At 35.2% G+C, this 26873-nt stretch carries 25 protein-coding genes and 1 pseudogene; 5 read left to right on the forward strand and 21 right to left on the reverse strand.

All coding sequences use genetic code 11. The features are described 5' to 3' along the window. The 16 genes and pseudogenes from C8P70_RS14330 to C8P70_RS10360 all read right to left on the reverse strand — a co-directional run. Positions 1–130: pseudogene (locus C8P70_RS14330) on the reverse strand (IS982 family transposase); the annotation flags it as partial. A gap of 207 nt (positions 131–337) precedes the next feature. Next, a complete protein-coding gene (locus C8P70_RS10290) occupies positions 338–961 on the reverse strand; it encodes a response regulator transcription factor (RefSeq protein WP_133713239.1) in 624 nt (207 codons plus the stop codon). Beyond that, positions 936–1268: an ATP-binding protein gene (locus C8P70_RS10295; protein ID WP_166666218.1), complete on the reverse strand. Its 333-nt coding sequence runs from the start codon at positions 1266–1268 to the stop codon at positions 936–938. The genes C8P70_RS10290 and C8P70_RS10295 overlap by 26 nt, the downstream gene beginning before the upstream one ends. After that, the gene (locus C8P70_RS10300; protein WP_133713241.1) at positions 1240–1725 is read right to left on the reverse strand and encodes a histidine kinase; all 486 of its coding nucleotides are present in this window, start codon (positions 1723–1725) and stop codon (positions 1240–1242) included. Before C8P70_RS10300 ends, C8P70_RS10295 begins: the two co-directional genes overlap by 29 nt. Further along, a complete protein-coding gene (locus C8P70_RS10305) occupies positions 1704–2342 on the reverse strand; it encodes a hypothetical protein (protein WP_133713242.1) in 639 nt (212 codons plus the stop codon). The genes C8P70_RS10300 and C8P70_RS10305 overlap by 22 nt, the downstream gene beginning before the upstream one ends. A 7-nt stretch (positions 2343–2349) precedes the next feature. Further along, positions 2350–2658: a hypothetical protein gene (locus tag C8P70_RS10310; protein ID WP_133713243.1), complete on the reverse strand. Its 309-nt coding sequence runs from the start codon at positions 2656–2658 to the stop codon at positions 2350–2352. Between the two features lie 224 nt (positions 2659–2882). Then, a complete protein-coding gene (locus C8P70_RS10315; protein ID WP_133713244.1) occupies positions 2883–3218 on the reverse strand; it encodes a 2Fe-2S iron-sulfur cluster-binding family protein in 336 nt (111 codons plus the stop codon). Between the two features lie 6 nt (positions 3219–3224). Next, a complete protein-coding gene (locus C8P70_RS10320; RefSeq protein WP_133713245.1) occupies positions 3225–4277 on the reverse strand; it encodes an NAD(P)/FAD-dependent oxidoreductase in 1053 nt (350 codons plus the stop codon). A gap of 104 nt (positions 4278–4381) precedes the next feature. Continuing rightward, positions 4382–4621 (reverse strand): NifU family protein, encoded by a 240-nt coding sequence (locus tag C8P70_RS10325; RefSeq protein ID WP_133713246.1) that lies wholly within the window; start codon positions 4619–4621, stop codon positions 4382–4384. A gap of 22 nt (positions 4622–4643) precedes the next feature. Beyond that, entirely contained in the window at positions 4644–5774 is a 1131-nt protein-coding gene (locus tag C8P70_RS10330) for an Mrp/NBP35 family ATP-binding protein (protein WP_133713247.1), read from the reverse strand. Between the two features lie 115 nt (positions 5775–5889). Beyond that, positions 5890–7185, reverse strand: a complete 1296-nt coding sequence (locus C8P70_RS10335; protein WP_133713248.1) for a TolC family protein — start codon at positions 7183–7185, stop codon at positions 5890–5892. Beyond that, entirely contained in the window at positions 7178–9595 is a 2418-nt protein-coding gene (locus C8P70_RS10340) for an ABC transporter permease (RefSeq protein ID WP_133713249.1), read from the reverse strand. The genes C8P70_RS10335 and C8P70_RS10340 overlap by 8 nt, the downstream gene beginning before the upstream one ends. A gap of 52 nt (positions 9596–9647) precedes the next feature. Then, positions 9648–10454: a GIN domain-containing protein gene (locus tag C8P70_RS10345; RefSeq protein WP_133713250.1), complete on the reverse strand. Its 807-nt coding sequence runs from the start codon at positions 10452–10454 to the stop codon at positions 9648–9650. Between the two features lie 48 nt (positions 10455–10502). Further along, complete coding sequence (locus C8P70_RS10350) at positions 10503–12932, reverse strand: ABC transporter permease (RefSeq protein WP_133713251.1); 2430 nt, start codon at positions 12930–12932, stop codon at positions 10503–10505. Positions 12933–12989: 57 nt separating this feature from the next. Continuing rightward, positions 12990–13694, reverse strand: a complete 705-nt coding sequence (locus C8P70_RS10355) for an ABC transporter ATP-binding protein (RefSeq protein ID WP_133713252.1) — start codon at positions 13692–13694, stop codon at positions 12990–12992. Positions 13695–13708: 14 nt separating this feature from the next. Further along, positions 13709–14947 (reverse strand): efflux RND transporter periplasmic adaptor subunit, encoded by a 1239-nt coding sequence (locus C8P70_RS10360; protein ID WP_133713253.1) that lies wholly within the window; start codon positions 14945–14947, stop codon positions 13709–13711. A 429-nt stretch (positions 14948–15376) separates the two neighbouring features. Between C8P70_RS10360 and C8P70_RS10365 the strand changes: the two genes are divergently transcribed. The 4 genes from C8P70_RS10365 (at position 15377) to C8P70_RS10380 (ending at position 20296) form a co-directional block, all read left to right on the forward strand. Continuing rightward, entirely contained in the window at positions 15377–16987 is a 1611-nt protein-coding gene (locus tag C8P70_RS10365) for an FMN-binding glutamate synthase family protein (RefSeq protein WP_133713254.1), read from the forward strand. Positions 16988–17091: 104 nt separating this feature from the next. After that, entirely contained in the window at positions 17092–18444 is a 1353-nt protein-coding gene (locus C8P70_RS10370; protein WP_133713255.1) for a sigma-54-dependent transcriptional regulator, read from the forward strand. Beyond that, complete coding sequence (locus C8P70_RS10375) at positions 18441–19778, forward strand: sensor histidine kinase (RefSeq protein ID WP_243832697.1); 1338 nt, start codon at positions 18441–18443, stop codon at positions 19776–19778. The genes C8P70_RS10370 and C8P70_RS10375 overlap by 4 nt, the downstream gene beginning before the upstream one ends. 17 nt (positions 19779–19795) lie before the next feature. Beyond that, positions 19796–20296 carry a MepB family protein gene (locus C8P70_RS10380; protein ID WP_133713256.1) on the forward strand — a complete coding sequence of 167 codons (501 nt, stop codon included), beginning with the start codon at positions 19796–19798 and terminating at the stop codon, positions 20294–20296. 4 nt (positions 20297–20300) lie between these two features. Here C8P70_RS10380 and C8P70_RS10385 read toward each other — a convergent pair whose 3' ends face one another. From C8P70_RS10385 to C8P70_RS10405, 5 genes are all read right to left on the reverse strand, one after another. Then, positions 20301–20642, reverse strand: a complete 342-nt coding sequence (locus C8P70_RS10385; protein ID WP_133713257.1) for an MGMT family protein — start codon at positions 20640–20642, stop codon at positions 20301–20303. Continuing rightward, the gene (locus tag C8P70_RS10390) at positions 20642–21262 is read right to left on the reverse strand and encodes an amino acid permease (RefSeq protein ID WP_133713258.1); all 621 of its coding nucleotides are present in this window, start codon (positions 21260–21262) and stop codon (positions 20642–20644) included. Before C8P70_RS10390 ends, C8P70_RS10385 begins: the two co-directional genes overlap by 1 nt. Before the next feature lie 9 nt (positions 21263–21271). Further along, the gene (trmB, locus tag C8P70_RS10395) at positions 21272–21943 is read right to left on the reverse strand and encodes a tRNA (guanosine(46)-N7)-methyltransferase TrmB (RefSeq protein WP_133713259.1); all 672 of its coding nucleotides are present in this window, start codon (positions 21941–21943) and stop codon (positions 21272–21274) included. Positions 21944–22041: 98 nt separating this feature from the next. Next, positions 22042–23091, reverse strand: a complete 1050-nt coding sequence (locus tag C8P70_RS10400; protein ID WP_133713260.1) for a sensor histidine kinase — start codon at positions 23089–23091, stop codon at positions 22042–22044. A 3-nt stretch (positions 23092–23094) separates the two neighbouring features. Beyond that, a complete protein-coding gene (locus C8P70_RS10405; RefSeq protein WP_133713261.1) occupies positions 23095–23781 on the reverse strand; it encodes a response regulator transcription factor in 687 nt (228 codons plus the stop codon). A 182-nt stretch (positions 23782–23963) separates the two neighbouring features. Here C8P70_RS10405 and C8P70_RS10410 point away from each other — a divergent pair, with 182 nt between their 5' ends. Continuing rightward, on the forward strand, positions 23964–26711 hold the full coding sequence (locus C8P70_RS10410; protein WP_133713262.1) for a TonB-dependent receptor: 2748 nt from the start codon (positions 23964–23966) through the stop codon (positions 26709–26711). The last annotated feature ends 162 nt before the right edge of the window (positions 26712–26873 follow it).

Raw genomic sequence — 26873 nt, forward strand, 5'->3', positions numbered from 1 at the left:
TTAAAGCAAGACTTATCAATTCCAAATCCTTCAATTTTGGTGTTCGTCTTTGGTAGGGCAATAAATTTTCATTTGATATTTTTCGTAAAACTTCCAAAATTCTTTCGTAATTTGCACCTAAGTTGTTCATTGTAAATGGTTTTGTAGTTAATTCAATTTACTGATTTTAAATCAAATGAACAACTTTTCTCTTCTTTAATTCATAATGCACAACGGGTAGCTACTATTAAGATTTACTTCAAACTTACCATTATTAAAAACACCAGTCAATACGTAAAAACACGTACCCCACTGTTAATTAGTAATTTAAATATAGCTTATACGTAAAAACACGTACTTAAAGCTTTATCATTTTGTGTTTGATGGCATACAGCACTACACCCATAAAGCTTTTGGAGTTAGTTTTGTCTATCAATTTTGCTTTAAAAGTTTCTATTGTTCTATAGCTTATTCCCAGTTCTTCTGCCACTTCTTTAGTACTGTAATCTTTAGCTGATAAACGGATTATCTGATGTTCGCGTTTGGTAAAATCAACCACAACATCGTCGTTGTCCAATGCATTTAATGTGGCAGCTACTTCTTTGTCCAGATAAAACCCATTTATATTTATCCGTTCCAATGCCAGTTTTAAAACAGAAGGTTCTGTGTTTTTGGTCAAATAGCCATCTGCGCCCCATTGCAAAGTTTTGAGAACAGATTCTTTGTCGTTGAGCAAGGTTAGTACCAATATTTTTATTTGGGGGTAAAGCAACCGCAGCTGCTGCCCTGTTTCAAAACCGTCCATTACGGGCATTTGCAAATCCAGTAATACCACATCAACCGAGATGTTTTTTAGCTTTTGCAGTAATTCTGCTCCGTTTTCTGCTTCTAAAACCACCTGCATACCTCCAAAATAATCAATGAGCATTCTTAAGCTTTTTCTAAACAAGGCGTGGTCATCTGCAAGGGCTATCCGTATCATATACTTTTTGTTTTTGTATTACAATTATGTTTCCAGTGTTAGACTGTTGTTGCTTTAAAGTTGCTTTTGAATTAGATAACCGTGTTATTATATTTTTAATTCCCATTCCTTTGCTTTCTTTTTCTGCTGTATAAAAATCGTATGCTTCGCCGTCATCTTTAAAAGTAAATATATATTGGTCTGCGGTCTGCTCTACAATAAAAGTTATATGCTTGGCTTTGCCGTGTTGCAACGCGTTATCTGTTAGTTCTTGTATAATTCGGTATAAATCATAACTTTCAGAATGGGACAGACGGAGTTCCTGCACTTGATAATCTTCGCGTACGGGAATACCGTACCAATTTTGTGTTCGGTGAAAAAAATCTTTTAATACCGGAAGCAAGCCCTGTTTTTCTAATAAAGGAGGCATCAAGGTTATAGCTAATTCGCTGTACACCGTTTAGCGAGGTCTCTAAAGCTTTTTTTATTTCTTTAGTCAGCTCTACGACAGCCTCTTTTTTTTCTGTTACTTCCAGCAATCTCACAAGATTAAGAATAGCACTGAGATTTCCGCTGATACCGTCATGTAAATCCGCTGCCACCCTATTTCGCTCCTTTTCTTCAGCTTTTAAAGCTGCTTTTATACTTACGGCTGTTTCTCGTTGCGTTATTTCAAAAACCTTTCGTTGATAAAATACAGCCAAAAATATTACGCTTACAGCCAAAAACGACATCATTAATGTGCCTAACCAAAATACCCACTCTAAACTTTGTCCATTTTCCATACACCAAAACTTAATAAAGCTCGTAAAAACAACGTAGCTACAACATTTATCATCCAGTAATCGTAAAAATAAGACGTTGTTTCCAGCAAAAAACTACTCAATATAAACAAACAAAATGTAGAAGCATAATAAATGAATAATCCCGATACAAAATAAAAATCTGCACTTTGCCAAAGATTCTTAATCTCTACTTTCTCAAACAATTGTTTAAACCATAAAAATGTGGCAGTAAAAACTAGTAAAGAAATTACAGTTTTATTAATTGTTTTTGCTAACAATGCATTTTGTTCACTCCAATAGCTGAAAGAATAGATATAAAAAAGAATAAAAACAATTCTATATACATTAAAATAAATTTTATACTTTTTATCCAAAGAAGATATATAAAAATAAAATATTGTAACAAATTCAAGAAGGGAATATACCTGAGTCCAATATGAAGTATTTAGTTGTAACCACTCTGTTCCTATTTGCTCATATAACGTTGCTAAAGCCGTTAACAGTAGAAAAGGGAATATTGCCTCCGTACACAACTTTTGTTTTTTGCTTACAAAATACAGCAGTGCCGGAAGCAATCCCGCATAAAGTGCTATATAGTACAGAATGCTATACAACAAACAATTTTTATATTTTAATTAAAACACTTTTTTTAGGACAATGAGGTGGGCAAATACTTAAATCCTCCAGAATAACGCCTTCTGTCATATCTTCTCCTGTACTGTCAACTCCCACTAAAACCAAATTGTTTTTTGACGAATTACCGTCTGTACCATTGTATATTCTTATTCCTTTACAATCTTCTTGTTCCAAAATCAACATCAGTTTATCCTTAGACACAGTATATGCCTTTATACTGTCCGGATTATTTTCCTGAAATGTATGCGTAAATTCAATTGCCTCTTCTAAAGTAATTACTTCTCCGTATGTATTCATTTTTTATGATATTAAATATTACAGTAATCAAAGTTGCACATTGTTTACTTCTTTTGAGTAAGTAAAAACACGTACCTGCTGTGTTAAAAGCAGATTTAAAAAGTATATTACCAATCTAACCTCATCTTTTCCCTTTCAAAACACTTTATTTGAAAAATAAAAGTCCCGCCATTTTTAAGATGGCGGGACTTTGGTATAGTTTAAAAAGTATACTATTTATTTTGCTATTCTGGAGCTAACTCTACAATTAGCCCAGCCAAAGCCGGTTCTATTGCCAGCTGACATCCCAATCTGCTATTGTCTTTCACGTTAAACGCTTCTGACAACATTGCCTCTTCATCCGGGTTCATTTCAGGCAATTCTACCTCGTCGCCATTAATTACATAACACTGACAAGAGGCGCACATTGCCATTCCGCCACAAATACCTATTGTTCCTTCCGGAGCTAATTCATAAGCTCTGACCAACTCCATTATGTTCATATTCATATCTGTTGGCGCGTCTACCTCGTGCTTTTCCCCCTCTCTGTCAATAATAGTTATTTTTATATCTTGCAGCATACAGTCTTATATTATTGATTTAACAACGGCTTTTTCTGCCTCTTTTCTGCTTCCGTCAAAACCATTGATACCCGAAACAGTTGTATATTTCAATACATATTTTTTACCGGGATTCAGCATATTATAAACACTTTGACACATGAGAGTAGCTTCGTGGAAACCGCATAAAATAAGCTTTAATTTGCCCGGGTAGGTATTTACATCGCCAATTGCATAAATACCCGGAATATTAGTTTGATAATCCAGCGCATTGTTTACTTTGATGGCATTTTTTTCTATTTCCAAGCCCCAGTTAGCTATTGGTCCCAGTTTAGGCGTCAACCCAAACAGGGGAATAAAATAATCACATGCTATCTGTTCCTGCACTCCTTCTTTTTCTATTACCAAAGAATTTAACCTTTCTTCTCCCTGTAACGCTATAACTTCGGCAGGAGTAACTAAATTTATCTTGCCTCTGTTTTTCAAGTCCTGTACTTTTTCCACCGAATCTAAAGCTCCTCTAAATTCGTTTCGGCGGTGTACCAGATGTACCTCTTTGGCTATATCTGCCAGATAAATACTCCAGTCCAAAGCAGAATCTCCGCCTCCGGCAATTACGATTCTTTTGTCTTGAAACATGTCGGGATTTTTCACAAAATATTCCACTCCTCTTTCTTCGAAGAAAGCAAGGTTTTCCAGTTCCGGTTTTCGTGGCTCAAAAGATCCTAATCCCCCGGCAATTGCTACTGCTTTTCCGTGGTGTTTAGTGCCTTTGTTAGTAGTTACAATAAAAGTTCCGTCTTCTAATTTTTCAATTTCCTCGGCAACTTCATTTAAGGTAAACCCCGGTTGAAATTGTTTAATTTGCTCCATCAGGTTATCTATGAGTTCTGCTGCTCCCACAGAAGGATAACCCGGAATATCAAAGATTGGTTTTTTGGGGTACAGCTCTGTCAGCTGTCCTCCCGGCTGGGGTAAGCCATCTATCAGATGGCATTTTAACTTTAAAAGTCCAGCTTCAAAAACAGCAAAAAGCCCCGTTGGACCTGCTCCAATGATTATTATATCGGTTTGAATCATGATGTAGTTCTTTTGTGCAAAGTTCAACTTTGCGGAAGTTATTAAAAATGATAAAAATCAATTTTAATCTCTTAGTACAGAAATTAAAATTGATTTCTATTTTTTTATCCGACATTAACTACAGTTTCAATCTCCGGTGCATATTTTTTTATGGTAGTTTCTACACCGATACTAAGCGTCATCTGATTAACACTGCATGAGGTACAAGCGCCTTCCAAACGCACCTTAACGTGTTTATCATCTTCAATTGCTATCAAAACAATATCTCCACCATCTGTTTGAAGAAACGGACGGATTTCGTCCAACGCTTTTTCTACATTTTGTTTGATTGTTTCTGATGTCATATCTTTTTATCTATTTTTCGGATTAATTTTTCTTTACAGCAGAGCAACCTGCCATCGTAGTTATTTTTATAGCTTCAGTCGGAGGTAAAGATTCGTTTCTTGCTACCACTTGCTCCACCACATTACGGGATACTTCTTCAAAAACTTTAGCTACCACAGTATTGTCCTGAAACGCTGCCGGACGACCGTAATCGCCTGCTTCACGTATACTTTGCACAATCGGAATCTCTCCCAAAAATGGTACTTGTAAATCTTCCGCTAGATTTTTAGCACCGTTTTCTCCAAAGATATAATATTTATTATTAGGCAGTTCTGCCGGTGTAAAATATGCCATATTTTCAATAATTCCCAACACGGGAACGTTGATACTTTCTGACATAAACATCGACACTCCTTTTTTAGCGTCTGCCAGTGCTACTGCCTGAGGAGTTGATACAACGACTGCTCCGGTAATCGGCAACGACTGCATGATAGACAAGTGAATATCTCCTGTTCCCGGAGGAAGGTCTAACAACAAAAAGTCCAATTCGCCCCAATCTGCATCAAAAATCATTTGATTTAAAGCTTTGGAAGCCATTGGTCCTCTCCAGATAATTGCCTGATCCGGTTTTGTAAAAAAACCTATAGACAATATTTCTACGCCATAGGAAGAAATAGGTTTCATTTTGGATTTTCCGTTTACCTCAACCGTAATAGGTTTGGCATTCTCCACATCAAACATTATCGGCATAGAGGGTCCGTAAATATCGGCGTCCAGAACTCCTACTCTAAATCCCATATTTGCCAAGCTACCCGCAATGTTAGCGGTTACCGTTGATTTTCCAACTCCTCCTTTTCCGGAGGAAATAGCTACTATATTTTTAATCCCGGGAATTGCTTTTCCTTTAATTTCAGGTTTTTCAGGTGCATCTACCCGAATATTTACTTTTACTTTTGCTTTGTCATATACTTGGTCGTGAATGACTTTCATCACATCCACTTCTGCTCTTTTTTTAATGTGTAATGCAGGCGTGCTCAAAACCAGATCAACCACAACCTCATCACCAAATGTCATAACATTACTAACCGCACCGCTTTCGACCATATTTTTTCCTTCTCCAGCTACAGAAATGGTTTCCAGTGCTTTTAGTATTTCCTTTCTATCAAGTTTCATTATATACAATTAGTTTTCAATAAATTAATACAATATAGGTATCGTACAAAGATAGTGGGAAATATTGAGACTTTAGTGTTAATATATTCTAAATAAGAATAACATAAATAGGCTGTTAAAGCGCATTTGTATTGTTTAATTTGAGTCTCTTTTGCAGTAAAGAGCGCGTCAGATTATTTTTGATAAGTGCAAATTGAGAGTTAAGCAATTCATTTTTTGCCTGATTAAATGAAAAAACATCTGCTTTTCCATTTTCGTATTTTACTTGTGTAGTAGCAAAGGATTTTTGTGCAAGATCAATACTGCTAATCAATTTGTCCGCCATTAACCCTAACTGCTTTATTTCCGTTTCTATTTCTTTATTCTGGTTGTTTAACTGTGATTTACTTTCCTCTATTTTCAGTTCACTGAGCTGTTGCTCCATCTGGTTTTTGCACAATTTCCGAATCACTGATCCTCCCTGAAAAACAGGAATAGATAATCTAAAGCCAACATAGTGACTTTTATTATCATGCAGTTGATCGCTAAATGAAGGAGCGGATATAAGATTATCGCTATTCACCAATTTGGAATAAAACGATCCAAAAGAATAATTTGCCTGTAATCTTGGTGCTTTCTCCGCTTTTAATAGCTGTCTTTCTTTTTGCAGAATCCGCTGATTTATTTTAAATTTCTCCACTGTTGGATTATACAAATAGTCCGTTTCGCCCTCTTCGAATTCTTCTGTTAAAACCAGATTAAAATCTGAAGGGGTCAATTCTGTTTCATTCAGCCAATGCAGCAATTTTAGTTTTTGATTGTATAGCAAATTTTCCGTTTCTTTTATATTGATTTCATCGCGTTTAAAAAGGTAATCTATGTCATACAAATCACTTTGAGGTTTAGCGCCAGCATCTACTTCCTTAAAAATTCTACTTAAATTATTACTGCTGTTTATCATCTGTTGTCGCTGAATGATAAGCCACTCCTGTGTAGTCAGCACTTCATAAAACTGAATTAATAATTCAGTCTGGTAATTATAGGCTACCTCTTCTTCTGACATTTGAGCTAATTCTGTATCTAATTTTTGCCGTTGTAAAATATATAGATTTTGCAAATTGAACAAATCCATAGAAGCGTCTATCGAAAACTGATCAGACAATATATTGGATGCAACTCTGCTATTGGTGCTTGGATCTATTGTAGATCCAAAATTATAAGAGTGTATTCCGTTTAATGTAACATCGGGCAGATAAAGTGAAGTCAGTGATTGTTTTCGCTTTTCGGCAACTTTGGTTTCCAACGCAGCAACTTTAAGCGGATAACTATTTACTTCTCCCTTTTCCACACAGTTTTTTAACGTCCAGCTTTGCTGTGCAAAAACAGTACTAGAAATCAAGGTGAATATCAGCAAAAATATAAGCTTATTCATAATTGATATATTTTAAAATGTTAACGCGCGTAGCGCTGTAAGCTCTGCTTAAAACAACTCCTAAAACTAATACCATGATACTGATAAAGCTATATACATAAGTTTCCCATCCTATAGATATGCGATAGGCATAATTATTTAACCATTGATTTAAAAAATAATAACTTGGAAAAACGGACAATACAAATCCAACGACGCAATAAACCATGTATTGATACGACAATTTTTTAAGCATACTTTGAGTATCTGCTCCCAATACTTTTCGGATAGCAATTTCTTTTAAACGGGTGCCGATTGTAAAGGAAGAAACTGCAAATAAACCAAACAATGCCACCATCAATACAATATAATTAAGTATTGAAAACACTTTTTTCTCTAACAGAATCTTGTCAAAAGTTTTTGCAAACTGCTTATCAGTAAACTCGTACTTAAATAGCTCCTTAGATTCAATATTCCATTTGTCCCAGACTGTTTCAATCCGCTTTATTGTATTTTCAAAATTGTCCATATCCAATTTTGCCGACACATAATTAAACTGTCCTTTTGAATTTGATAAAACATTGTGGTGTGCAAAAAGCAATGGAGGAACTTCTTGATCCAAGCCTTTAATATTAAAATCGTTAACTACACCAATTACTGTGTATTTATTTTTACCGCTTTCTATCTGTTTTCCCAAAATATCCGATTCATTTACTGCTCTTACAAAACTTTCGTTTACCACAACATTATCAATGCTGTCCGTTGAAAATCCCTCTGAAATATTTCTACCATGCTTTATCTGAATCTGATGAGTATCAAAATATTCATAATCCATGGCCACTGTCCCCGTTAACTGTTTTTCATCTTTATACGTACAAAAAGTAAAAACACCCGGATTACCATATATGCCAAAATGGGAAGTAGCTGCAACTACTTGTTCTACTCCTTTTACATGAAGCAATTCTTCTTTAAAACGATAATATTTATCCAATCGTTCTTCTCCGTAATCACTGTTTTCCAGAAATGAAAAATTAATAATCTGGTCACCTTTAAAACCTAAGTCTTTATTCAGCATATAGCTTACTTGCTTATTGACCAACAAGGTACTTACAATAAAAAAGCAAGCAATAGTAAACTGCAAGACCAAAAACGTATTTTTGATTGCCGTTCCCACTTTATTTCTGTGAAAGTTGCCTTTTAATACCTTCAAAACCTTATAATTTGCAATATACACAGCGGGCAATATACCTACCAGAAATACAATTCCGATAAAAACCGGCAATAATACGGGAACAAAATAAGACAGCGAAAACGCCATATTAGAATTGACAAACACATTGACAAAAGGCAAAATTAATTCTACAATAGTAAGGCTTACCACAAAAGCTATTAGCGTTGTTATACAAGACTCAAAAAGACTTTGCAAAATAATGTTTTGCCTCGTGGCTCCTATTGTTTTTCTTATACCAACTTCTTTTGCCCGATGAAGCATCTGCGAAAGCGTTAGATTAATGTAGTTAAAAACCGATAAAATCAATATTAAGGCTGACAATCCAATCATAATATGCATCATCTGCATATTCGCAGTTCCTTCCGGTGTAGTAAAATAAACTGAAGTGTTTGTTCTCACATTTTCCAATGGATTCATTAAAACTTCCATTCTGCCGTTTTCTTCAATAAATTTTTCTACCGAAACTCCTGTAGCTTCTGCTTGAGGTTTATAATAGTTATCCAAAAACAGCATGTCAATCACATGCTTCACCGCATCAGGTTTTTTTGTTTTTATAAATATATTACCATAAAACGAGAACCAATCATCATTTTCCAGCGCCTTCTGCGTATAAACATCTCTTACAATATCGGGTTGCACGGAACTTCTATTGTCGTTAAGCGTATATACACCCGAAACCACATAAAGTTTATCTTCTATCACAACCTGTTCGCCAACCGGATTTACATCCTTTCCAAATAGCAGTTCTGCCGTATTTAACTCTATAGCTATATCATTAGGATTAAGCAATGCGGATGCTTTGCTGCCATACACAAACTCAAAGGGGAAAAACGAGAAAAAGTTTTTTTGACCGTCAAAAATCTTATCAATTTTAAACGTTTTATCTCCGTATTCTACTTTTTCATCAACATATCCTCCAAAAAAATACATGTAATCTTCCAACTCAGCACACTGCTCTTTTAAGTTATGTCCCAAAGCATACGGAAAAGCTGAAAATGCAGTATATTTATCTTTGTTACTTCCTACAAAAACTTCACTTTTGTAAGGATTCCACTGGTCATAAGAATGCTCTTCCAGATAAAACAATACCGACAGAACAACCGAAGCAATACCGATGGCAAGACTTAAAACGGTCAACAAAAAGTAAAATTTGTTTTTGAACAGATGGTAAATGTATATTTTAAACCAATTTTTAATCATTTTTTAATCATTTTTTAAGTTTTAGAAACAAATTATAGGTTCTGAATCCTGTTTAAAGCTTTTGAATTTTTCCCGAAGAAGAAGTTTTGGCACTTATAATCTGTGCCTGTCCGGTAAATTCTATTTTTCCAGAGGAAGAAGCTCTACCCGTTACTTTTTCAGACACATCGAAAGTCATTTTTCCGGAGGATGAAGCTTTTCCGTTTAGCGTTTTAACCTGAAAACCGACTGCGTTGATACGCGCTGAACTTGAAACAGATGCACTTGCTTCATTTGCTTTGCCATTTACCGTTATAGACGAAGAGCTTCCACCATCAAATTCTGCTGTTTTTGTATTTAACGCTATATTTATTTTTGATGAAGAACTCGCACTTAAAACACTTTTATTCATCACTTCAAAGCCACCTTCTACTTTAGAGGATGAGCTTGAAGAAAGGTATAAATCGTCTGCCTGAACGGAACCCGAAAAGGAAGAGGAAGAGCTGGCAAACAGGTTAAACGTTTTTGCCTTTACTGTATTATTCAATATTGCTTTTGCAGAGGATGATATTAATATACTTTCTAAAACAGGATTGCTTACCCGAACTACAATATTTTTAAACGTGAGCCTCTTCATATTTCTAGGTGTATCGATAAAAATTTTCAATTCTCCTTCCGGATTTACTTCTGTATTAATGTACTTAAGCAATTCCTTAGAATCCGCACTAACTTCCATACTTTTGGCTTCGCCATAAATAAATTGCAACTGAATGCCCTGCGAAACACTTATCACTGAAAAATCTTTAATCTGACGTGATTCTTTTACCTGAGCCCAAGCCGAACCGCAGGCTAACAATAATAACAATACTATTTTTATCATGATTTTTTTATGTTTAACAACTTATATTTTATCTTATAAGGCTATTAATTACTCATATTTAATGTATTTCAATATACTCAATTGGGTTGCAGCATACGCTTTTAACAACACAATCAATAAAGTGAGCCCGAGAATAACGACTAAACACACGATAAACGGCAAGACGCTGACATCAATTCGGAAAGCGTAATCGCTGAGCCATTGATTTAAAAAGTAATAACTTGGGAAAACGGCAATAACAAAACCTATAAAACAAAAAACAACATATTGTTTTGACAATTGTTTTAGTAATTCTAGTGTTGATGCACCCAGCACTTTTCGGATAGCCACTTCTTTTAAACGTGTATTTATCGTAAAGGAAGCTAAACTGTATAATCCGAAAAGAGCTATAAAAATAACAATGGAATTTAATACCAAAAATACATTTCGCTCCTGAATGGTATTAGTAAAAGTTCGGGCAAAATCCTGATCTACAAAACTGTAATCAAAAGGCACATCCGAAATATCGCGCTGTTTCCAAATCGCTTCCAATTCTTTTATCGTCTGCTCTGCGTTTTCTCCTTTTATTTTTACTGATATATGTTGAATATTTTCACCTGCCCAGGGTTGTGTTTTTAAGGATAGAAAAATAATAGGCGGATAGTTTGCCTGCAAACCGTAAAGGTTAAAATCCTTAACCACACCTACCACATTATACGTATCGTCATTCCACGCAATTTGTTTGCCTAAGACGTCAGGCTCTTGCATCATTCGTACTGCTGTTTCGTTGAGTAAGATGTTATTAATACTGTCTGATGCTAAACTTTCGGTAAGCTGTCTCCCTTCTTTTAAGTCAACCTCAAATACTTCCAAAAAATTGTAATCCATAGCGCCAATTACTGCCTGAACATTATTTCCGTTGTGTACAAAACTACTTGAAGCTCCATTACCACTTCCCATTTGAATAGCTGCAGTAGTCACTCCTTCAACGCCTTTTACCTTTAAAAACTGTTCTTTTACGGACTCGTACACCTTCACTTTATCTTCTCTTTTTCCTTTGTAATAATATCCGATTCTGACAACTTGGTCGCCTTTAAAACCCAAATCTTTATTGAGCATATAATTTACCTGCTGATAAACAATATAAGCTCCTATCATAAAAAAACAGGCGACACCAAACTGAATAATTAAAATTGCATTTTTAAAACCGGTTCCTTTTTTGCTTCTGCCGATCTGCCCTTTTAAAACTTCGAGCGTTTTAAAACTTGCGGTAAACAGTGCCGGAATAATCCCAACCAACAAAACAATCAACACCAAAATGACCAAAATAAGCGGCAAAAATTCCCAAAAATTCAATTCCATTTTAGAGCTAAAAAATACCTGCATCCACGGCAACGTTATTTCTGCCAACATCAAACCTATCAACATGGAAAGCAGAGAAGTCAACAACGCTTCAAACATTCCCTGACAAGCCAAATTAAATTTACCTGCGCCTAATGTTTTTCGTATTCCCACTTCTTTTCCTCTGCCCATCGCTCGTGCAGTGGTTAAATTAATATAGTTAAACACCGATAAAATCAATATTAAAACAGACAATCCCATCATAATATACATCCGCTGTACACTTGCTGCACCTTGCTCCGTTCCGTTTAAGTTCGGATTAGCTATCATTCGCTGTCCTGCCAAATCATGTAAATAGTACATTTTATTCTCCATGCCCCATTCTTTCATGAGCTCTTCAGTCGTGATTCCCTTTTCTTTGGCTATTGGTTTAAATTGATATTCTATTCGTACATCAAACATCAATTGCTCTATATCCTTTTTATATGCCGGATCATCTAATTTTATCCACGCTACATAATTATGATTTCCCCAATTTTGATTTTCCACTCCTTCTTGTACTCGTTTATCAAGATTGTTAATAATCAATTCGGTTTGATAAGAACTTCGTTCGTTACCCAAAGTATATACTCCGGAAACTATATATTTATCTTCGCCAATCGAAAAAACTTCGCCAATCGGGTCTTTGTCACCAAACAAATATGCGGCATACGTATCCTTAACAACCGCACTATTAGGCATAGCAAAAGCTTGCGCTCTGTTGCCTTTGACAAATTCAAACGGGAAAAAATCAAAAAAGTTTGATTGTGTGAATAAAATTTTCTGCACAGGCTTTTTTTGATCTTTGTAAAATAAAGTGCTCCCACCGTAATAACCTAAATAACAAACATCCACCACATGTGGTGAATTTTCTTTGAGAGCAGTACCAAAAGGAGACGGCAGTTTCATCCAGCTTAGATCTTCTTCAATTCTGGATTCCGCCACAAAAATGTTATTTCTGTTAGGATTCCATTGGTCATATCGCGCTTCTTCCTGATAATGAATAACTGACAACAAAACTGCTGCAATACCTATAGCAAGGCTTAAAATCGTCAAGAAAAAATATATCTTGTTTTTGAGGAGGTGATGAACATATATTTTAAACCAGTTTTTTATCATATTTTTATTTATTTTTTGTTTCAGCTTTCAAAAGCAGTATTCATTACGGATTTTGCTTTACTGTGCAAAAACATCTACAATTTTGGAATTATTTTTCTCAGACAAAATCATTCCGTCTTTCATCAGAATTGTTCTTTCAGAATAAGAGGCGTCATGATGTGAGTGCGTAACCATAATAATTGTTGCTCCCTGCTGATGTAGACCCGTAAGCAACTCCATGACTTCATTTCCGTTTTTACTGTCCAGATTCCCCGTTGGTTCGTCAGCCAAGATTATTTTTGGGGCGTTAACCAATGCTCTGCCAACCGCCACGCGCTGCTGCTGACCTCCCGATAATTGCTGAGGATAATGTTTTAGACGATGCATAATATTTAACCGCTCTGCAATTTCCGTCACTCTTTCTTTTCTTTCTGCAGATTTTATTTTATTATAAATCAAAGGCAACTCAATATTGTCGTAAACAGTAAGCTCATCTATCAGATTAAAATTCTGAAATATAAATCCTACATTCTCTTTGCGCACCTTGGAGCGTTGGGCTTCCGTTAAACCAACCATCTGCTGACCCAGCAATTGATAACTGCCCGACGTGGCACTGTCAAGTAAACCAATAAGGTTTAACAGTGTGGATTTCCCGCACCCCGAGGGTCCCATCACAGAGAGAAACTCTCCTTTGCGCACTTCCAGATTTACTTTATTCAATGCCGTTGTTTCCACCTCTTCTGTCTGAAAAACTCTGGACAGATCTTTAATTTCTATTACCATAATCGCTATCTTTATTATTGGATATTTAATGTTTTTACCTGTAAAAAATCTTTGTAAGTGGACACAATCACTTGTTCACCTTTCTCCAAGCCTGAAATTATTTCATAATATGCCGGATTTTCTCTTCCTAATTCAACTATTCGGCGCTCGGCTTTATTGTCTTTTAAAACATATACCCACTCTCCTTTGGTATCTGCGTAAAAATTGCCTTTAGGAAGCAGTAATTTTTTTTCTTTTCCGGATAAAAACAACCGTACTCCATAACTTGTTCCTTCCTGTAATTTTAATTCTTTATCACCTGAAAACTCCAACTGTACTTCAAACCGTCCGTTTTTTACTTCTGGCAGAATTTTTTTTACTTCAACTTTGGTTATTTGCCCTTTTAAATCTATTTGTCCGGTTTGTCCTTCAATTACTTTATCCAGATAAAATTCATCTACCTGTGCTACTAGCTTATATCCTTTGAGCACATCTATTTTACCGATACTTTCTCCACCCTGATATGTTTTCCCCAACAGAGCTTCAAAAGACGACAATCTTCCTGAAATCGGAGCTGAAAGTAAAAAATTCTCTTTGTTTTCTCTTAGTTTTTGTAAACTTTGATTCATTACTTCCAGCGCCTGACTAACTTGCTGCATTTGTAAATCATTAGTCTGTTTTTCTTTTTCTATACTTTCTTCCATTAATGTTTTGCGCTGCTGTTGATATCGATAGGCTTCTTTTGTTTTGTCCCAATCGCTTTTAGACAACACTTCCTGTTCATACATTTTTTTATGAAGATTGTAAAGCAGTTCCGCATCCTTATAGTCATGCTCAATACTGATCAAATCTTTAGTAAGGTTTAACTCCTGACTTCGGATATTTAGTTTAGCTACGTTTAGATTATTCATCTGTTCTATTATAGATGTTTCCTGAGACAAATAATTAAATTCTGTATTAGGATTATATAGCCTAACCAGAGGTTGTCCTATTTTTACCATTGCTCCGTTTTCGACAAAAATCTCCTGAACTGCCCCTCCTTCTACAATATTAACCAGCACAGAATGCAGGGGTTCAACCTGTCCTTGAAAAGAAATATATTCTTCAAAATTATCCTGAATAACCTCTCTAATCCTAATATCATTCTTAGAAACATTGAGAACTACTTGTCGGAAAAAAGTAAAATAAGTTACTGCTAATAAGGCAAAGGTTCCAACAATTACTATTGTTACTTTAAACTTTTTCTTATTTCTGTTTGGCAATGCTCTGTCCATGTTAACACCTTTTACATATGCAATGGAAATAACGTACCAAAATCTAAAAAAAGCACAAAAAACTAATATACAGATGTTTATTAAAAATAAATTTAAAGAGATGTTCGTTATCGAACAGCAAAGTGTCCGCTTTTAAAACAAGCTGTATTTTCTTTTTCAAAATGTACTCCATATCAGTCACTTATTTGTATTAATTCTAAAAAAACAGCTTAATATCTGATAATCAATTTTATTTACTTTTTCGTACCCTTGTTTATGTTATTCCTTTTAAGATTTGATTTTTTGATATTTTATAATCTGCTTTTAATCCGTACATTTACATCTAGCAATAGAAGCTAAAAACGGCATTATTTTAAAGCTAATTAGCTTTTCAATAAAATTCCGGTTTTAGTTTAGGACAATAAATTATGGTTATAAATAGCTAATGTCATGCGTAAACAATTTGTTATCTTTTCAAGCCTACTTTTGGCTATAACTCTCGCTCTTTCTATATTTTTAAACAGAAACTGGAGTGTTCTTTTTGCAATCATTCTTGTATTTGTCATCATGGGCTATCAGGATATGTACCAGAAAAAACATACTCTCAGGCGAATCTATCCTCTTTTTGGAAGACTCCGTTATGTAATGGAAGAACTCCGCCCGAAGATGTATCAGTACTTTATTGAATCAGATACCGATGGAAAACCAATCAGCCGCATAGATCGTGCTACCATTTATCAGCGAGCCAAAAAAGAACTGGAAACGATTCCATTTGGAACTCAATTAGATGTATATGCAGAAGGCTATGAATGGATGTGTCACTCTGTTTCGCCAAAAGCTTTTGAAAAATTAAATCATAATCCCAGAGTTGTTTTTGGGAATAAAGACTGCAAACAACCTTATTCTGCAAGTATTCTCAATATTTCGGCAATGAGTTTCGGATCTCTGAGTGCTCAGGCAGTAGAAGCAATGAACGGGGGTGCAAAATTAGGAAGCTTTGCGCACAATACAGGCGAAGGAGGTATAAGCCCCTATCATTTAAAAAACGGCGGGGATCTAATCTGGCAGGTTGGCACCGGGTACTTTGGCTGCAGAGACGAAGAAGGGAATTTTAACCCCGATTTATTTGCCGAAAAAGCTAAGTTGTCTAGCGTAAAAATGATTGAACTCAAAATCTCTCAAGGAGCTAAGCCGGGGCACGGAGGAATTCTGCCTGCCTCTAAAAACACTGAAGAAATTGCTCAAATCAGACATGTAAAACCACATACGGTCGTAGCCTCCCCACCCTATCATTCTGCTTTTAACTCTCCATTGGAACTAGTTCAGTTTATCCAAAAATTAAGAGAGCTTTCAGACGGAAAACCAGTAGGATTTAAGCTGTGTATCGGTCACAAGGCAGAATTTGTTTCTATTTGCAAAGCGATGGTTCACTTAGATATTTATCCGGACTTTATCACCGTTGACGGCGGGGAAGGCGGAACAGGAGCTGCTCCTCAGGAATTTTCTAATTATCTGGGAGCACCAATGTTGGATGGATTGGCTTTTGTCCATAATATTTTAACGGGAATGGGAATTAGGCAACACATAAAACTAATTGCTTCCGGAAAAATAACATCTTCTTTCCACATTGCTCGGGCTATGGCCTTGGGAGCAGACACTTGTAATGCAGCACGCGCCATGATGATTGCCATCGGATGTATTCAGGCTCTATTGTGCAACACCAACCGATGTCCGACCGGAATTGCTACTCAGGATCCGAAACTTACAATCGGTTTAGACGTTGCAGATAAAAAGGTGCGAATGGCTAATTATCACAAAGGAACTGTTGAAAGCTTTGTAGAACTATTAGGAGCTTCGGGACTGGATGACATGAAAAACATTACCCGTTCTCATATCTATAGACGCGTTTCATTAAACGATATGCTCACGTACGAAGAAATTTTCCCTTCTATGGAGGTAGGTTCCATGCTAAGAGGCGAAATTCCGGACAGATACAAATGGGATTTTGCACATGCCGATATGAACCGCTGGGGAATTTCGGAAATAAAACCAACCGTTTAATTTATAATCAAGATAGGGTTTTCTTTTTCAATTGAAAACCCTTTTTTTTAATACAACTTTTTATCTATTTTTACATCTATCCACTTTCAGGAATAACTTTACTCATGAAAAAGACCAGTGCGCAAATATTAATTTTAGATGATAATCCTGAAATATTAATTGCTGCCAAAATGCTTTTAAAACGGCAATTTGAAACTGTTTTAACAAATACAAATCCTCAAAAAATAATTTCGATTTTATCTGAAAATAACATTGATGTTATTCTCTTGGATATGAATTACCGCACGGGCTATGAAGATGGGAAAGAAGGAATTTTTTGGTTTAAAGAAATAAAAAAGATAAATCCCGACATCCAGATTATTCTTATGACATCCTATGGAAATATTGAAACGGCTGTAGAGGGCATTAAATTAGGTGCGATAGACTATATCCTAAAACCGTGGAACAATGAAATTTTAGTACAAACCGTTAAAGAAGCTGTAAAACAAATCCGAAAAAAAACGAGATCTCCTCTCAAGTACAAGCAAGCTAAAGATCAAATTTTTACTGGACAATCCGCAAATATCCAAAAAACTTACAAAATGGCGGAAAGAGTTGCGAAAACGGATGTAAATACCCTGATTTTAGGAGAAAACGGAACGGGAAAATATATTTTGGCAAAGTATATACACCTTCATTCAGAGCGAAAAGATTATCCTTTTGTTCACGTTGATTTAGGAGCTTTAAACGAAAATCTCTTTGAAAGTGAACTTTTTGGCTATGCCACAGGAGCTTTTACAGATGCAAAAAAAGATACTAAGGGGCGCTTTGAACTTGCGGAAGGAGGAACACTTTTTTTGGATGAGATAGGCAATGTACCCCTTTACCTTCAGACTAAACTTTTACAGGTTATTCAGTCCAGAAATGTTATCCGACTAGGAGAATCTAAGCCTCGCCCTGTAAATATTCGCATCATTACCGCTACAAATTTGAATATTGAAAAAGAAGTTGCCAACAAACTTTTTAGAGAAGACCTTTTTTACCGCATAAATACTGTAATTTTAAATTTACCTCCTTTGCGTGAGCGCAAAGAAGACATTGTTCCGCTCATTAGCTTCTTTTTAGAACACTATGCTCAAAAATACAATCGTCCGACTCCCAATATTGCTGTGGAAGCCTTAAAGACCCTTGAGCAATACGACTGGAAAGGAAATATCAGGGAGTTACAAAACAGGGTAGAACGCGCTTTAATTTTATCAGAAGAAAACACATTAAAACTGTCAGATTTTGGAATAACAGGATCAATGATTTATCCGGTTGATGAAGAAAGTACGCTTTTAGAAAAAGAAAAGAATTCTATTTTAAGGTCATTGGAAAAATACAACGGCAATATTTCGCAAACAGCGGAAGAATTGGGACTATCACGTGCCGCATTATACAGACGTTTAGAAAAATTCAATCTAAAAAACAGACTATGAATTTTCTGTCTTCTTATTACTTCAAAATTTTTGTCCGCATTTCCATCCTACTTGCTTTGTGTATAATAATCCTTGTTACTTATCAAGAACATTTATATTACAGCGTTGCCTTTCTGGCGCTTCTTATTTTAGCATTATTAGCCGAAATTTATTATTTCTCTAAAAAATACTACGGTAATATCGACCGTATTGTACTTGCTATGATACACGACGATTTTTCTTTAAAATCTGATAAAGAACAGTCAAATCCAACGTTGCAGAACCTCCAATCTCTTTATAAAAAATTGCAGCAAGAACAGCAAAAAAATGAAATAAAAGAGTTGGTTTACCTCAATATTCTGAATAATATAGAAACCGGAATTATTATTTTGGAACAAAAGACAAAACAATGGGATGTCTTTTTTATAAATGATTATTTTGCAAAGTATTTTGATATTCCAAAAATAAAATCGTGGAATAATCTGGTTCGCCTGCTTCCGGGATTGGGGCGTCATCTGCAAGATCACCTGCACTTTAAAGAATCTAAAGGCGCCATTGATATTCAGATAGAAAATGAAGAAAAACAAACCTTTTTACTGCAAACTTCTGTTACCAAAAGCAATAACCAAACTTTTTTTATCGTTTTACTGGATTCTATTCAACGCGTACTGGACAAAAAAGAGCGAGATGCTTGGCAGAGTCTGATGAAAATTATTTCACATGAAATCATGAATTCCCTTACACCTATTCACTCGCTGGCACACAACACCAAGGAAATCTTAGAAGAAAACCAACTCTCCAAAGAAGATTGGAACGATATTAAAACCAGTATAGAAACTATTGTTAACCGCACCAACCACTTGCAAAACTTTATAGAAAACTACCGCAAACTCACCCTGTTACCTGCACCGAAAAAAGAAGTGGTTACTGTTCAATCTGTTTTACAAAACAGTATTCATATACTATTACCTATGTTGCAACAGCAACAAATTCACTTACGCACCTATTTTGAATCTGACATTCAAACCTTTTGGGATAAACAACAAATGGAACAGGTTTTTATCAATATACTTACCAATGCTGTTTTTGCAGTGAAAAATGAAGAAAAAAAGGAAATAGCTATACAGGCAACTGTCCAAAACAATCGCTTACTAATAGAATTTATCGACAGTGGAAAAGGCATTCCCGACGAAATTAAAGACAAAATTTTTATTCCTTTTTATACTACCAGAGAAAACGGAGCCGGAATAGGATTACCGCTTTCCAAAAATATTGTAGAAATGCACAACGGTTATCTAACCTATTTGCGTAAAAATAACCAAACACATTTTGTGGTAAATTTTCCTGTCCTATAAACTCATTCAAACTTTTTATGATCCAAGAATTAATTCAACTTGAAAACAACATTTTAAAACATTTAAACCTCTCAATAACCAATATAACTGCTGAACGGGAATGCGAAGAATATTGTGGTTATAATTTTTGGATTGAAAACCAAAAGATAAAATTCCGGAAATCAAAAATTACGCCTAAAAAATCCGGACAGTTTGTAACGCTATGGAAACGGAATTCCGAAGGAAAAACAGAACCTTTTTGCGAAAACGACTATATTAATTTTATCATTATTTCTACCGAAAGTGAAAGTGCTTTGAGATTTTTTCTTTTCCCAAAAAGAATATTAGTTGAAAAAGGAATACTAGCAAGTGATAGCAAAAAGGGCAAGCGCGGTTTTAGAATTTATTCTGTCTGGGATAAGACAGAAAGCAAACAAGCTGAAAAAACAAAAAGCTGGCAAATGCAGTACTTTTTCGATTCGAGCAATAGCAATACAGAATGTTTTCAAAAATTTCAGCATATTTTTGCTTCCTTCTAACAGTTTATGTATTAAAATCATTTAAAACAGGGGGTATCCACAATAAACTTTCAAAATCCTGTACCTGATTATCAATAACAACAACTCCTTCGCTTTGTAAGAGCTGCTGCATAAGATTTGTTCCGCCAAAGTGATGCTTGCCGCTAAGCAGTCCTTTCCTGTTTACCACCCGATGCGCTGGCACATTCTTATCATTATGCGAAGCATTCATAGCATAGCCAACCATACGTGCAGATCGCGCCGCCCCTATCGCTTTTGCAATTGCTCCGTAAGTGGTTACCCTTCCATATGGAATCTGACGTACAACCTGATACACTTTATCAAAAAAGGAATCTTCATTTTTCATTATTGCAGCAATTTATAAACGGTTATCAAGCTGATTATACCGGTAATTGAGCCGATAATATAATTAATATTCCGCAAAACAAAAGTTTCTTCTACGGATTTCTTTCTAAAAAGAGACACATAAATATAAAACATTAGTGCCGACCCCAAAACTACGCCTCCTGAAAATATTCCTGTAAAAGGAGCTTTAAAAATTGTATAACCGTACGACGATAATGTTACGCTTAAAAACACATAATAAGGAATAGAAAACACATTTACAGCTGCTAAAAACATTCCATAAACAAAAGCTCCGCCCCGTTTTTCTGGTTTTTCTTTTTTTTGCTTATTTTTCCTTTTTGCAAAACCGAGAAAATAAACGGTTAACGCGCCAAAAATAATTAATCCAACTTCATGAAGAATTTCCTTAATTGTGGAACTGGAATCAATTAATTTAGCAAAAAAGATAGCTATGTAAGTTTGTATAAAGATGACTACAAGTGCACCCAGCACATAATATAAAACTTCCTTTTTTCCTTTTTCCTTTGCTATTTTTACTGCTGTCATATTTAGCAATCCGGGAAGTGAAACACCTAAAACAGCAGCCAAGAAGCCAAAAAACAACAAAGTAAAATATTGCATCTGATTCTTTTATTTTATTCTGAATTGAATATAGGTAATGGCTTTTTTCTGCTCCAGATACTGCTGCTCGTAAAACGTTTGTATTTCTGTAACAACTGCCGGCGCACCTTCGTTTTTATATATGTGATGGTTGGCGTAAATGACTTCGTGCCCTTCTCCGTGCAGCAATCCCAACGTATAACCGTGCATAAACTCGCTGTCGGTTTTTAAATTAACTGTCCCTTCTGCGGTCAGAATGTTTTTGTAACGCTGTAAAAATTGTGAATTGGTCAGGCGGTGTTTGGTCCGCTTGTATTTGATTTGAGGATCGGGAAACGTAATCCATATTTCGCTTATTTCTTCTGGAGCAAAAGCATGTTCTATCAATTCAATCTGCGTGCGCAAAAAAGCGACGTTAGTTATATCTTCTTCTATGGCGGTTTTTGCTCCTCTCCAAAAACGAGCGCCTTTTATATCGATTCCTATAAAATTTTTATCGGGAAATCGCTTTCCTAATTCTACTGTATATTCGCCTTTTCCACAACCTAACTCCAAAACAAGCGGATGGTTATTCTTAAACACTTCCTGCCCCCATTTTCCCTTCATGGGATGATTTCCGATCATCTCCTCCCTCGTTGGCTGAAATACGTTAGAAAAAGTCTCATTTTCTTTAAAGCGCTTTAATTTATTTTTGCTTCCCACAATTATAATTATTACAAAGTTTGAGGACAAAATTAAATAAATATACTTAATGAGAAATTTTCAGCTTTAAATACTTACAAATAAAAAACATATATTTGCTAGGCAGACGGCGCTTTTTCGAGTGTAAACGAAAACTCAGAGCCATAACCATAACTGCTTTCCACATAAATGTGTTCGTCATGCGCTTCAACAATGTGTTTTACGATAGAAAGTCCTAAACCTGAACCGCCGATTTCTCTAGAACCGCTTTTGTCAATCCGGTAAAAGCGCTCAAACAACCTCGGAATATTTTCTTTTTTAATGCCTTCTCCGTTATCTGTTATTCTGACAATTAGCTTTTGGTTAACTAAGTCTTCAATACTGACCTCTGTAGTTCCCTTCTCTTTGCCGTACTTAATAGAATTATCAATTAAATTAGTAATCACTTGCCCTATCCTTTCTTTATCTCCAAAAACGAGAATAGGCTGAGCATATTTCATATCAAATATTAAAGATATGCCACGCTTTTTGGCTTTATATTCCAATAAATAAAAAGCGTTCTGAACGGTTTCAACAATATCAAATACCTCAAAATTAAGATGTAAGTCTCCGGATTCCAATTTAGAAATCATATCCAGATCTTTAACGATGTAAATTAAGCGCTCCACACCGCGATTTGCGCGTTCCAAATAGTGATCCCGCACAGATAAATCCTCTATGGCTCCATCCAGCAGTGTTTCTAAATAACTTTGAATTGTAAATAAAGGTGTTTTTAGCTCGTGAGAAATATTGCCCAAAAACTCTCGTCTGTACTCTTCTCTTACCTGAAGGGACTCTATTTCTATTTTTTTGCTCTTTGCGAATTTTTGTATTTCTTCTGTGAGGGTTTTCATATCCGTTGTGACGGCTTTGGCACGGATATCGGCATGTTCTAAAAAGGTAACATTTTTATATATTTTTTGGATGCGCTTATAAATAAAGTATTCCGTTCGATATTGAAGAATAAAAAAAGTGATAAAAAACATCAATATGCCTTGCACAACATATAACCACTTTGGTGTTCCGTCAAAATACAAAACTAAAGGCGTCATTACCAAAAAGAAGAAAAAGGCTATTATAATTGCCGATTTAAAAGCAAATTTATAGGATTTCTTAAATCGAGTAGCCATTACTTACATATCTAGTTTATATCCTACTCCCTTTATTGTTTTAAAACAATCATCTCCTATTTTTTCTCTCAGCTTTCTGATGTGAACATCAATCGTTCTGCCTCCTACAACCACTTCATTTCCCCATACTTTATCCAAAATCTCTTCTCTTTTAAATACTTTTCCCGGTTTAGAAGCTAACAAATAAAACAATTCAAATTCTTTTCGCGGTAAAGTCATTTCTTCTCCATCAATCACGATTTTGTACTCATCTCTGTTTATTTGTACATTACCTACCTGAAGAACATCTCCTTTTGCTTCCTCAGAACTTTTCAATCTCCTCAACAAAGCTTTTACTTTACTCAACAAAACTTTTGGTCTGACAGGTTTTGTAATATAATCATCTGCTCCTGCATCAAATCCTGCTACTTGCGAATAATCTTCCCCACGGGCGGTCAAAAATGTGATAATCGTATTTTTTAGTGTTTCATTTTTACGGATGTGTTCGCAAGCTTCCATCCCATCCATTTCAGGCATCATCACATCCAAAATAATCAAATCCGGGAGTTCTTTTGCCGCTTTTTCAACCGCTTCTCTTCCGTTTGTTGCTGTGATCACCTGGTAGCCTTCCTGCTTCAAATTATAACTGATGATTTCAAGAATATCCTGTTCATCATCAACTAACAAAATCTTAATATCGGAATTTTTCATATTGTTATGTTACGTGTTTTTGCGGTTCAAATATAAAGATAATACGCAATGAAATATTGAGTTTACAATTATTTAATCTGTTAACGGTTTAATAACTTTATAAAGATAATTACTTAAAACCGAATTAACAAGCAGTTCATAAATAGCTAATTTATTTGCACAAAATATTACAACACACATTTATGAAATTAAGAATTTTATTTGTTCTACTTTTAATTAGTAACGGCTTATTTGCCGCTGACGGAATTATTAAAGGAAAACTAACAGACAGCCAAACCAACGAGCCTTTATCTTTTGCTTCGGTAATAATAAAAGGATCTACAATAGGCATAAATACTGACTTTGATGGAAATTATGAATTAGCCGTAAAAGCAGGAACACACACTTTTATATTTCAATACATAGGATACTTATCAATTGAAAAAACGGTTGAAATTAAATCAGGTCAAACACAAACGCTCAACATTACATTAGATTCAGACAGCGTGGAGTTAGAAGGCGTTATCGTGCAAGCAACTCGTTCCAGAGCAAAAGAATCTGCTCTATTGATGGAGCAACAAAAATCGATGGAAATAAAACAAAACATCGGAGCTCAGGAGCTTTCCCGAAAAGGAATCAGTGATGTAGCTGCTGCTGTTGTCAAAACGACAGGAGTATCTAAACAAGAAGGTTCGGGAACTATTTTTGTCCGGGGATTAGGCGATAGATACAACAGTACGCTGTTCAATGGACTGCCACTGTCTTCTGACGATCCTGAAAAGAAAAACATCAGCCTGGATATTTTTAGCACGGACATTGTAGAATACATCTCTATAGACAAAACATATTCCAGCAGAAATTACGGAGATTTTGCGGGAGGGAATATCGATATCATTTCTAAGAAATACAGTGGAGAAGGTTTTTTTGATTTAAGCATAGGCTCAAATATTAATACCAACGCTGTTAGTGAAAATCATTTCAGAGGGCTTTCAGATAGAAGTTTTTTTGGTTTTTCTAACACAAGTATTCCCCAAAATCCCCTAAATGGTTATAACTTCACAAATTCAACTCAAACCAAAATCAAAGATCCGTATGGAATGAGCGTTGGTTTTAATACTGGAAAATCGTTTTATTTTGGAGCTGAATCCGTTTTAAATCTATTTGCAACAGCCTCTTTTAGCAATAATTACAAATATAAAGAAGGGGTGTCCAGAAATGCACAAGCACAAAACTCATTTACCAAAAATTTAAACTTGCAGTCTTTTGAATACAATACGAATGCAACGGGGATGTTTAACGCACATCTTGATATCAATCCAAATCACAACATCAAATACAACTTTTTATTTATCAATGATTCGCAGGAAAAAAACGATGAATATTCTGGTTATATGAGAGACATTACTCAAGACGAAAACGACTTTACTTTTTTAAGGAGACAAAATTACAGGCAAAATCGTTTGTTTGTAAACCAGTTATTAGGACAACACAGGCTTGATGAACAAATCGGATTAAATTGGGGGCTTGCTTATAACAACTCCTCTTCCCAAACTCCAGACAGACAGCAGTATACCCTTAATAAAATAAAAGGCGAAGATTTTTATAAGTTTTCCATCAATTCAAGGTCGGACAACAACCGTTATTTTGAAAATTTAAAAGAAAATGAAATAGCCGGTAATTTATCCGTTGATTATAAATTCGCTCAAAACGAAGAAAATCTATATGACGGAAAACTATCCATTGGCTATAACGTCAGAAAAAAAGAACGCAAATTTAAAGCTACTCAGTTCTTGTTTCAGATCAACAGTGCTTATAATAACAACATAAAAGCAGATGAATTGGATAATTTCTTTAATCAAAATAATTTTGAAAAAGGCTATTTCGAAATCTACACTTTTAGAGGAGGTTTAACCACTCCAAATGCCTTAGACCCACAAATGTATGACGGAGATTTATTTATCAACGCAGGATTTGCTAACTTGGAATACAAATTATCCGAAAAGTTATCTGCCGTAGTTGGCGTTAGGTTTGAAGCACTTTCACAAAAGGTAACCTGGAAAACACAGCTTGACAACGAACAGACTACTGATGAATATACCAAAAATGCTTTTTTACCAAGCTTGTCTATTAAATACGAAATAAACGATAAAAACAACCTTCGATTTGCAGCATCTAAAACATATACCCTGCCTCAATTTAAAGAAAGAGCACGTTTTATTTATGAAGACGTAACCGAAATAAAAGTTGGAAATCCGGATTTATATGCTTCTGACGATTATAACGCAGATTTAAAATGGGAATACTTTCCAACCAATGATGAACTAATCTCTATAACCGGATTTGGAAAATACATCCAAAATCCGATTAACGAAATTGTGTTTGCCTCTTCTGCTAACGATATAACCTATGCCAATACCGGAGATTACGGATATGCTGCGGGAGTAGAAATTGAAGTGCGCAAAAACCTTTTCAGCTTTGACGATGTTGAAACTGATAAAATTACCGGAGGATTGAATGCGGCTTTCATGAAAACTTACCAAAAATTAGACAACGATAAAGTAAACAGAGAAAATCAATTTATTAATACTTTGTTTACCCACGATAACTCAAGTTTTACCGGAGCATCTGACTTCTTATTAAACGCAGACATTTCCTATGTAAGAGAATGGGGAGATAAAAATGTATTAGCCACTTTATCGTATGCTCATTTTTCAGATAAACTATATTCTATCGGAACAGAAGAAAGCGGAAATTTAGTAGACAAAGCTTTTGGAATGTTAGATTTCACCTTTAAGATGAAATTCACAAAAAACTTTGGTATGAGCTTAAATGCCAGAAACCTGTTAGATCCAAAGATAGAACGAAAACAAGAAAATCTCACACAGGATATTTTGGTTCAATCCTATAAATTAGGACGCAATTTTAGTTTAGGTTTTAACTATTCCTTTTAATTGCAATATTCTAACAAAACAACAATCGCGGTGTTGGATAAAATCCAACACCGCGATTGTTTTAAAACCTTCTTTACAATAGTAACATTTATTTAAAATTAAAAAAACCTTTTTTTAATCATTCAATCACAATCACTTAACTTCATTTAAAAACACTTATAC

The sequence above is a fragment of the Myroides indicus genome (assembly GCF_004364575.1).
Classification (GTDB): domain Bacteria; phylum Bacteroidota; class Bacteroidia; order Flavobacteriales; family Flavobacteriaceae; genus Flavobacterium; species Flavobacterium indicum_A.

Coding starts and splice junctions, on each gene's coding strand:
- C8P70_RS10350 (WP_133713251.1), bottom strand. CDS start 12,932: ATGATAAAAAACTGGTTTAAAATATATGTTCATCACCTCCTCAAAAAC.
- C8P70_RS10400 (WP_133713260.1), bottom strand. CDS start 23,091: ATGGCTACTCGATTTAAGAAATCCTATAAATTTGCTTTTAAATCGGCA.
- C8P70_RS10365 (WP_133713254.1), top strand. CDS start 15,377: ATGCGTAAACAATTTGTTATCTTTTCAAGCCTACTTTTGGCTATAACT.
- C8P70_RS10320 (WP_133713245.1), bottom strand. CDS start 4,277: ATGATTCAAACCGATATAATAATCATTGGAGCAGGTCCAACGGGGCTT.
- C8P70_RS10375 (WP_243832697.1), top strand. CDS start 18,441: ATGAATTTTCTGTCTTCTTATTACTTCAAAATTTTTGTCCGCATTTCC.
- C8P70_RS10310 (WP_133713243.1), bottom strand. CDS start 2,658: ATGAATACATACGGAGAAGTAATTACTTTAGAAGAGGCAATTGAATTT.
- C8P70_RS10300 (WP_133713241.1), bottom strand. CDS start 1,725: ATGGAAAATGGACAAAGTTTAGAGTGGGTATTTTGGTTAGGCACATTA.
- C8P70_RS10345 (WP_133713250.1), bottom strand. CDS start 10,454: ATGATAAAAATAGTATTGTTATTATTGTTAGCCTGCGGTTCGGCTTGG.
- C8P70_RS10335 (WP_133713248.1), bottom strand. CDS start 7,185: ATGAATAAGCTTATATTTTTGCTGATATTCACCTTGATTTCTAGTACT.
- C8P70_RS10325 (WP_133713246.1), bottom strand. CDS start 4,621: ATGACATCAGAAACAATCAAACAAAATGTAGAAAAAGCGTTGGACGAA.
- C8P70_RS10290 (WP_133713239.1), bottom strand. CDS start 961: ATGATACGGATAGCCCTTGCAGATGACCACGCCTTGTTTAGAAAAAGC.
- C8P70_RS10370 (WP_133713255.1), top strand. CDS start 17,092: ATGAAAAAGACCAGTGCGCAAATATTAATTTTAGATGATAATCCTGAA.
- C8P70_RS10355 (WP_133713252.1), bottom strand. CDS start 13,694: ATGGTAATAGAAATTAAAGATCTGTCCAGAGTTTTTCAGACAGAAGAG.
- C8P70_RS10360 (WP_133713253.1), bottom strand. CDS start 14,947: ATGGACAGAGCATTGCCAAACAGAAATAAGAAAAAGTTTAAAGTAACA.
- C8P70_RS10340 (WP_133713249.1), bottom strand. CDS start 9,595: ATGATTAAAAATTGGTTTAAAATATACATTTACCATCTGTTCAAAAAC.
- C8P70_RS10405 (WP_133713261.1), bottom strand. CDS start 23,781: ATGAAAAATTCCGATATTAAGATTTTGTTAGTTGATGATGAACAGGAT.
- C8P70_RS10315 (WP_133713244.1), bottom strand. CDS start 3,218: ATGCTGCAAGATATAAAAATAACTATTATTGACAGAGAGGGGGAAAAG.
- C8P70_RS10330 (WP_133713247.1), bottom strand. CDS start 5,774: ATGAAACTTGATAGAAAGGAAATACTAAAAGCACTGGAAACCATTTCT.
- C8P70_RS10380 (WP_133713256.1), top strand. CDS start 19,796: ATGATCCAAGAATTAATTCAACTTGAAAACAACATTTTAAAACATTTA.
- C8P70_RS10385 (WP_133713257.1), bottom strand. CDS start 20,642: ATGAAAAATGAAGATTCCTTTTTTGATAAAGTGTATCAGGTTGTACGT.
- C8P70_RS10390 (WP_133713258.1), bottom strand. CDS start 21,262: ATGCAATATTTTACTTTGTTGTTTTTTGGCTTCTTGGCTGCTGTTTTA.
- C8P70_RS10410 (WP_133713262.1), top strand. CDS start 23,964: ATGAAATTAAGAATTTTATTTGTTCTACTTTTAATTAGTAACGGCTTA.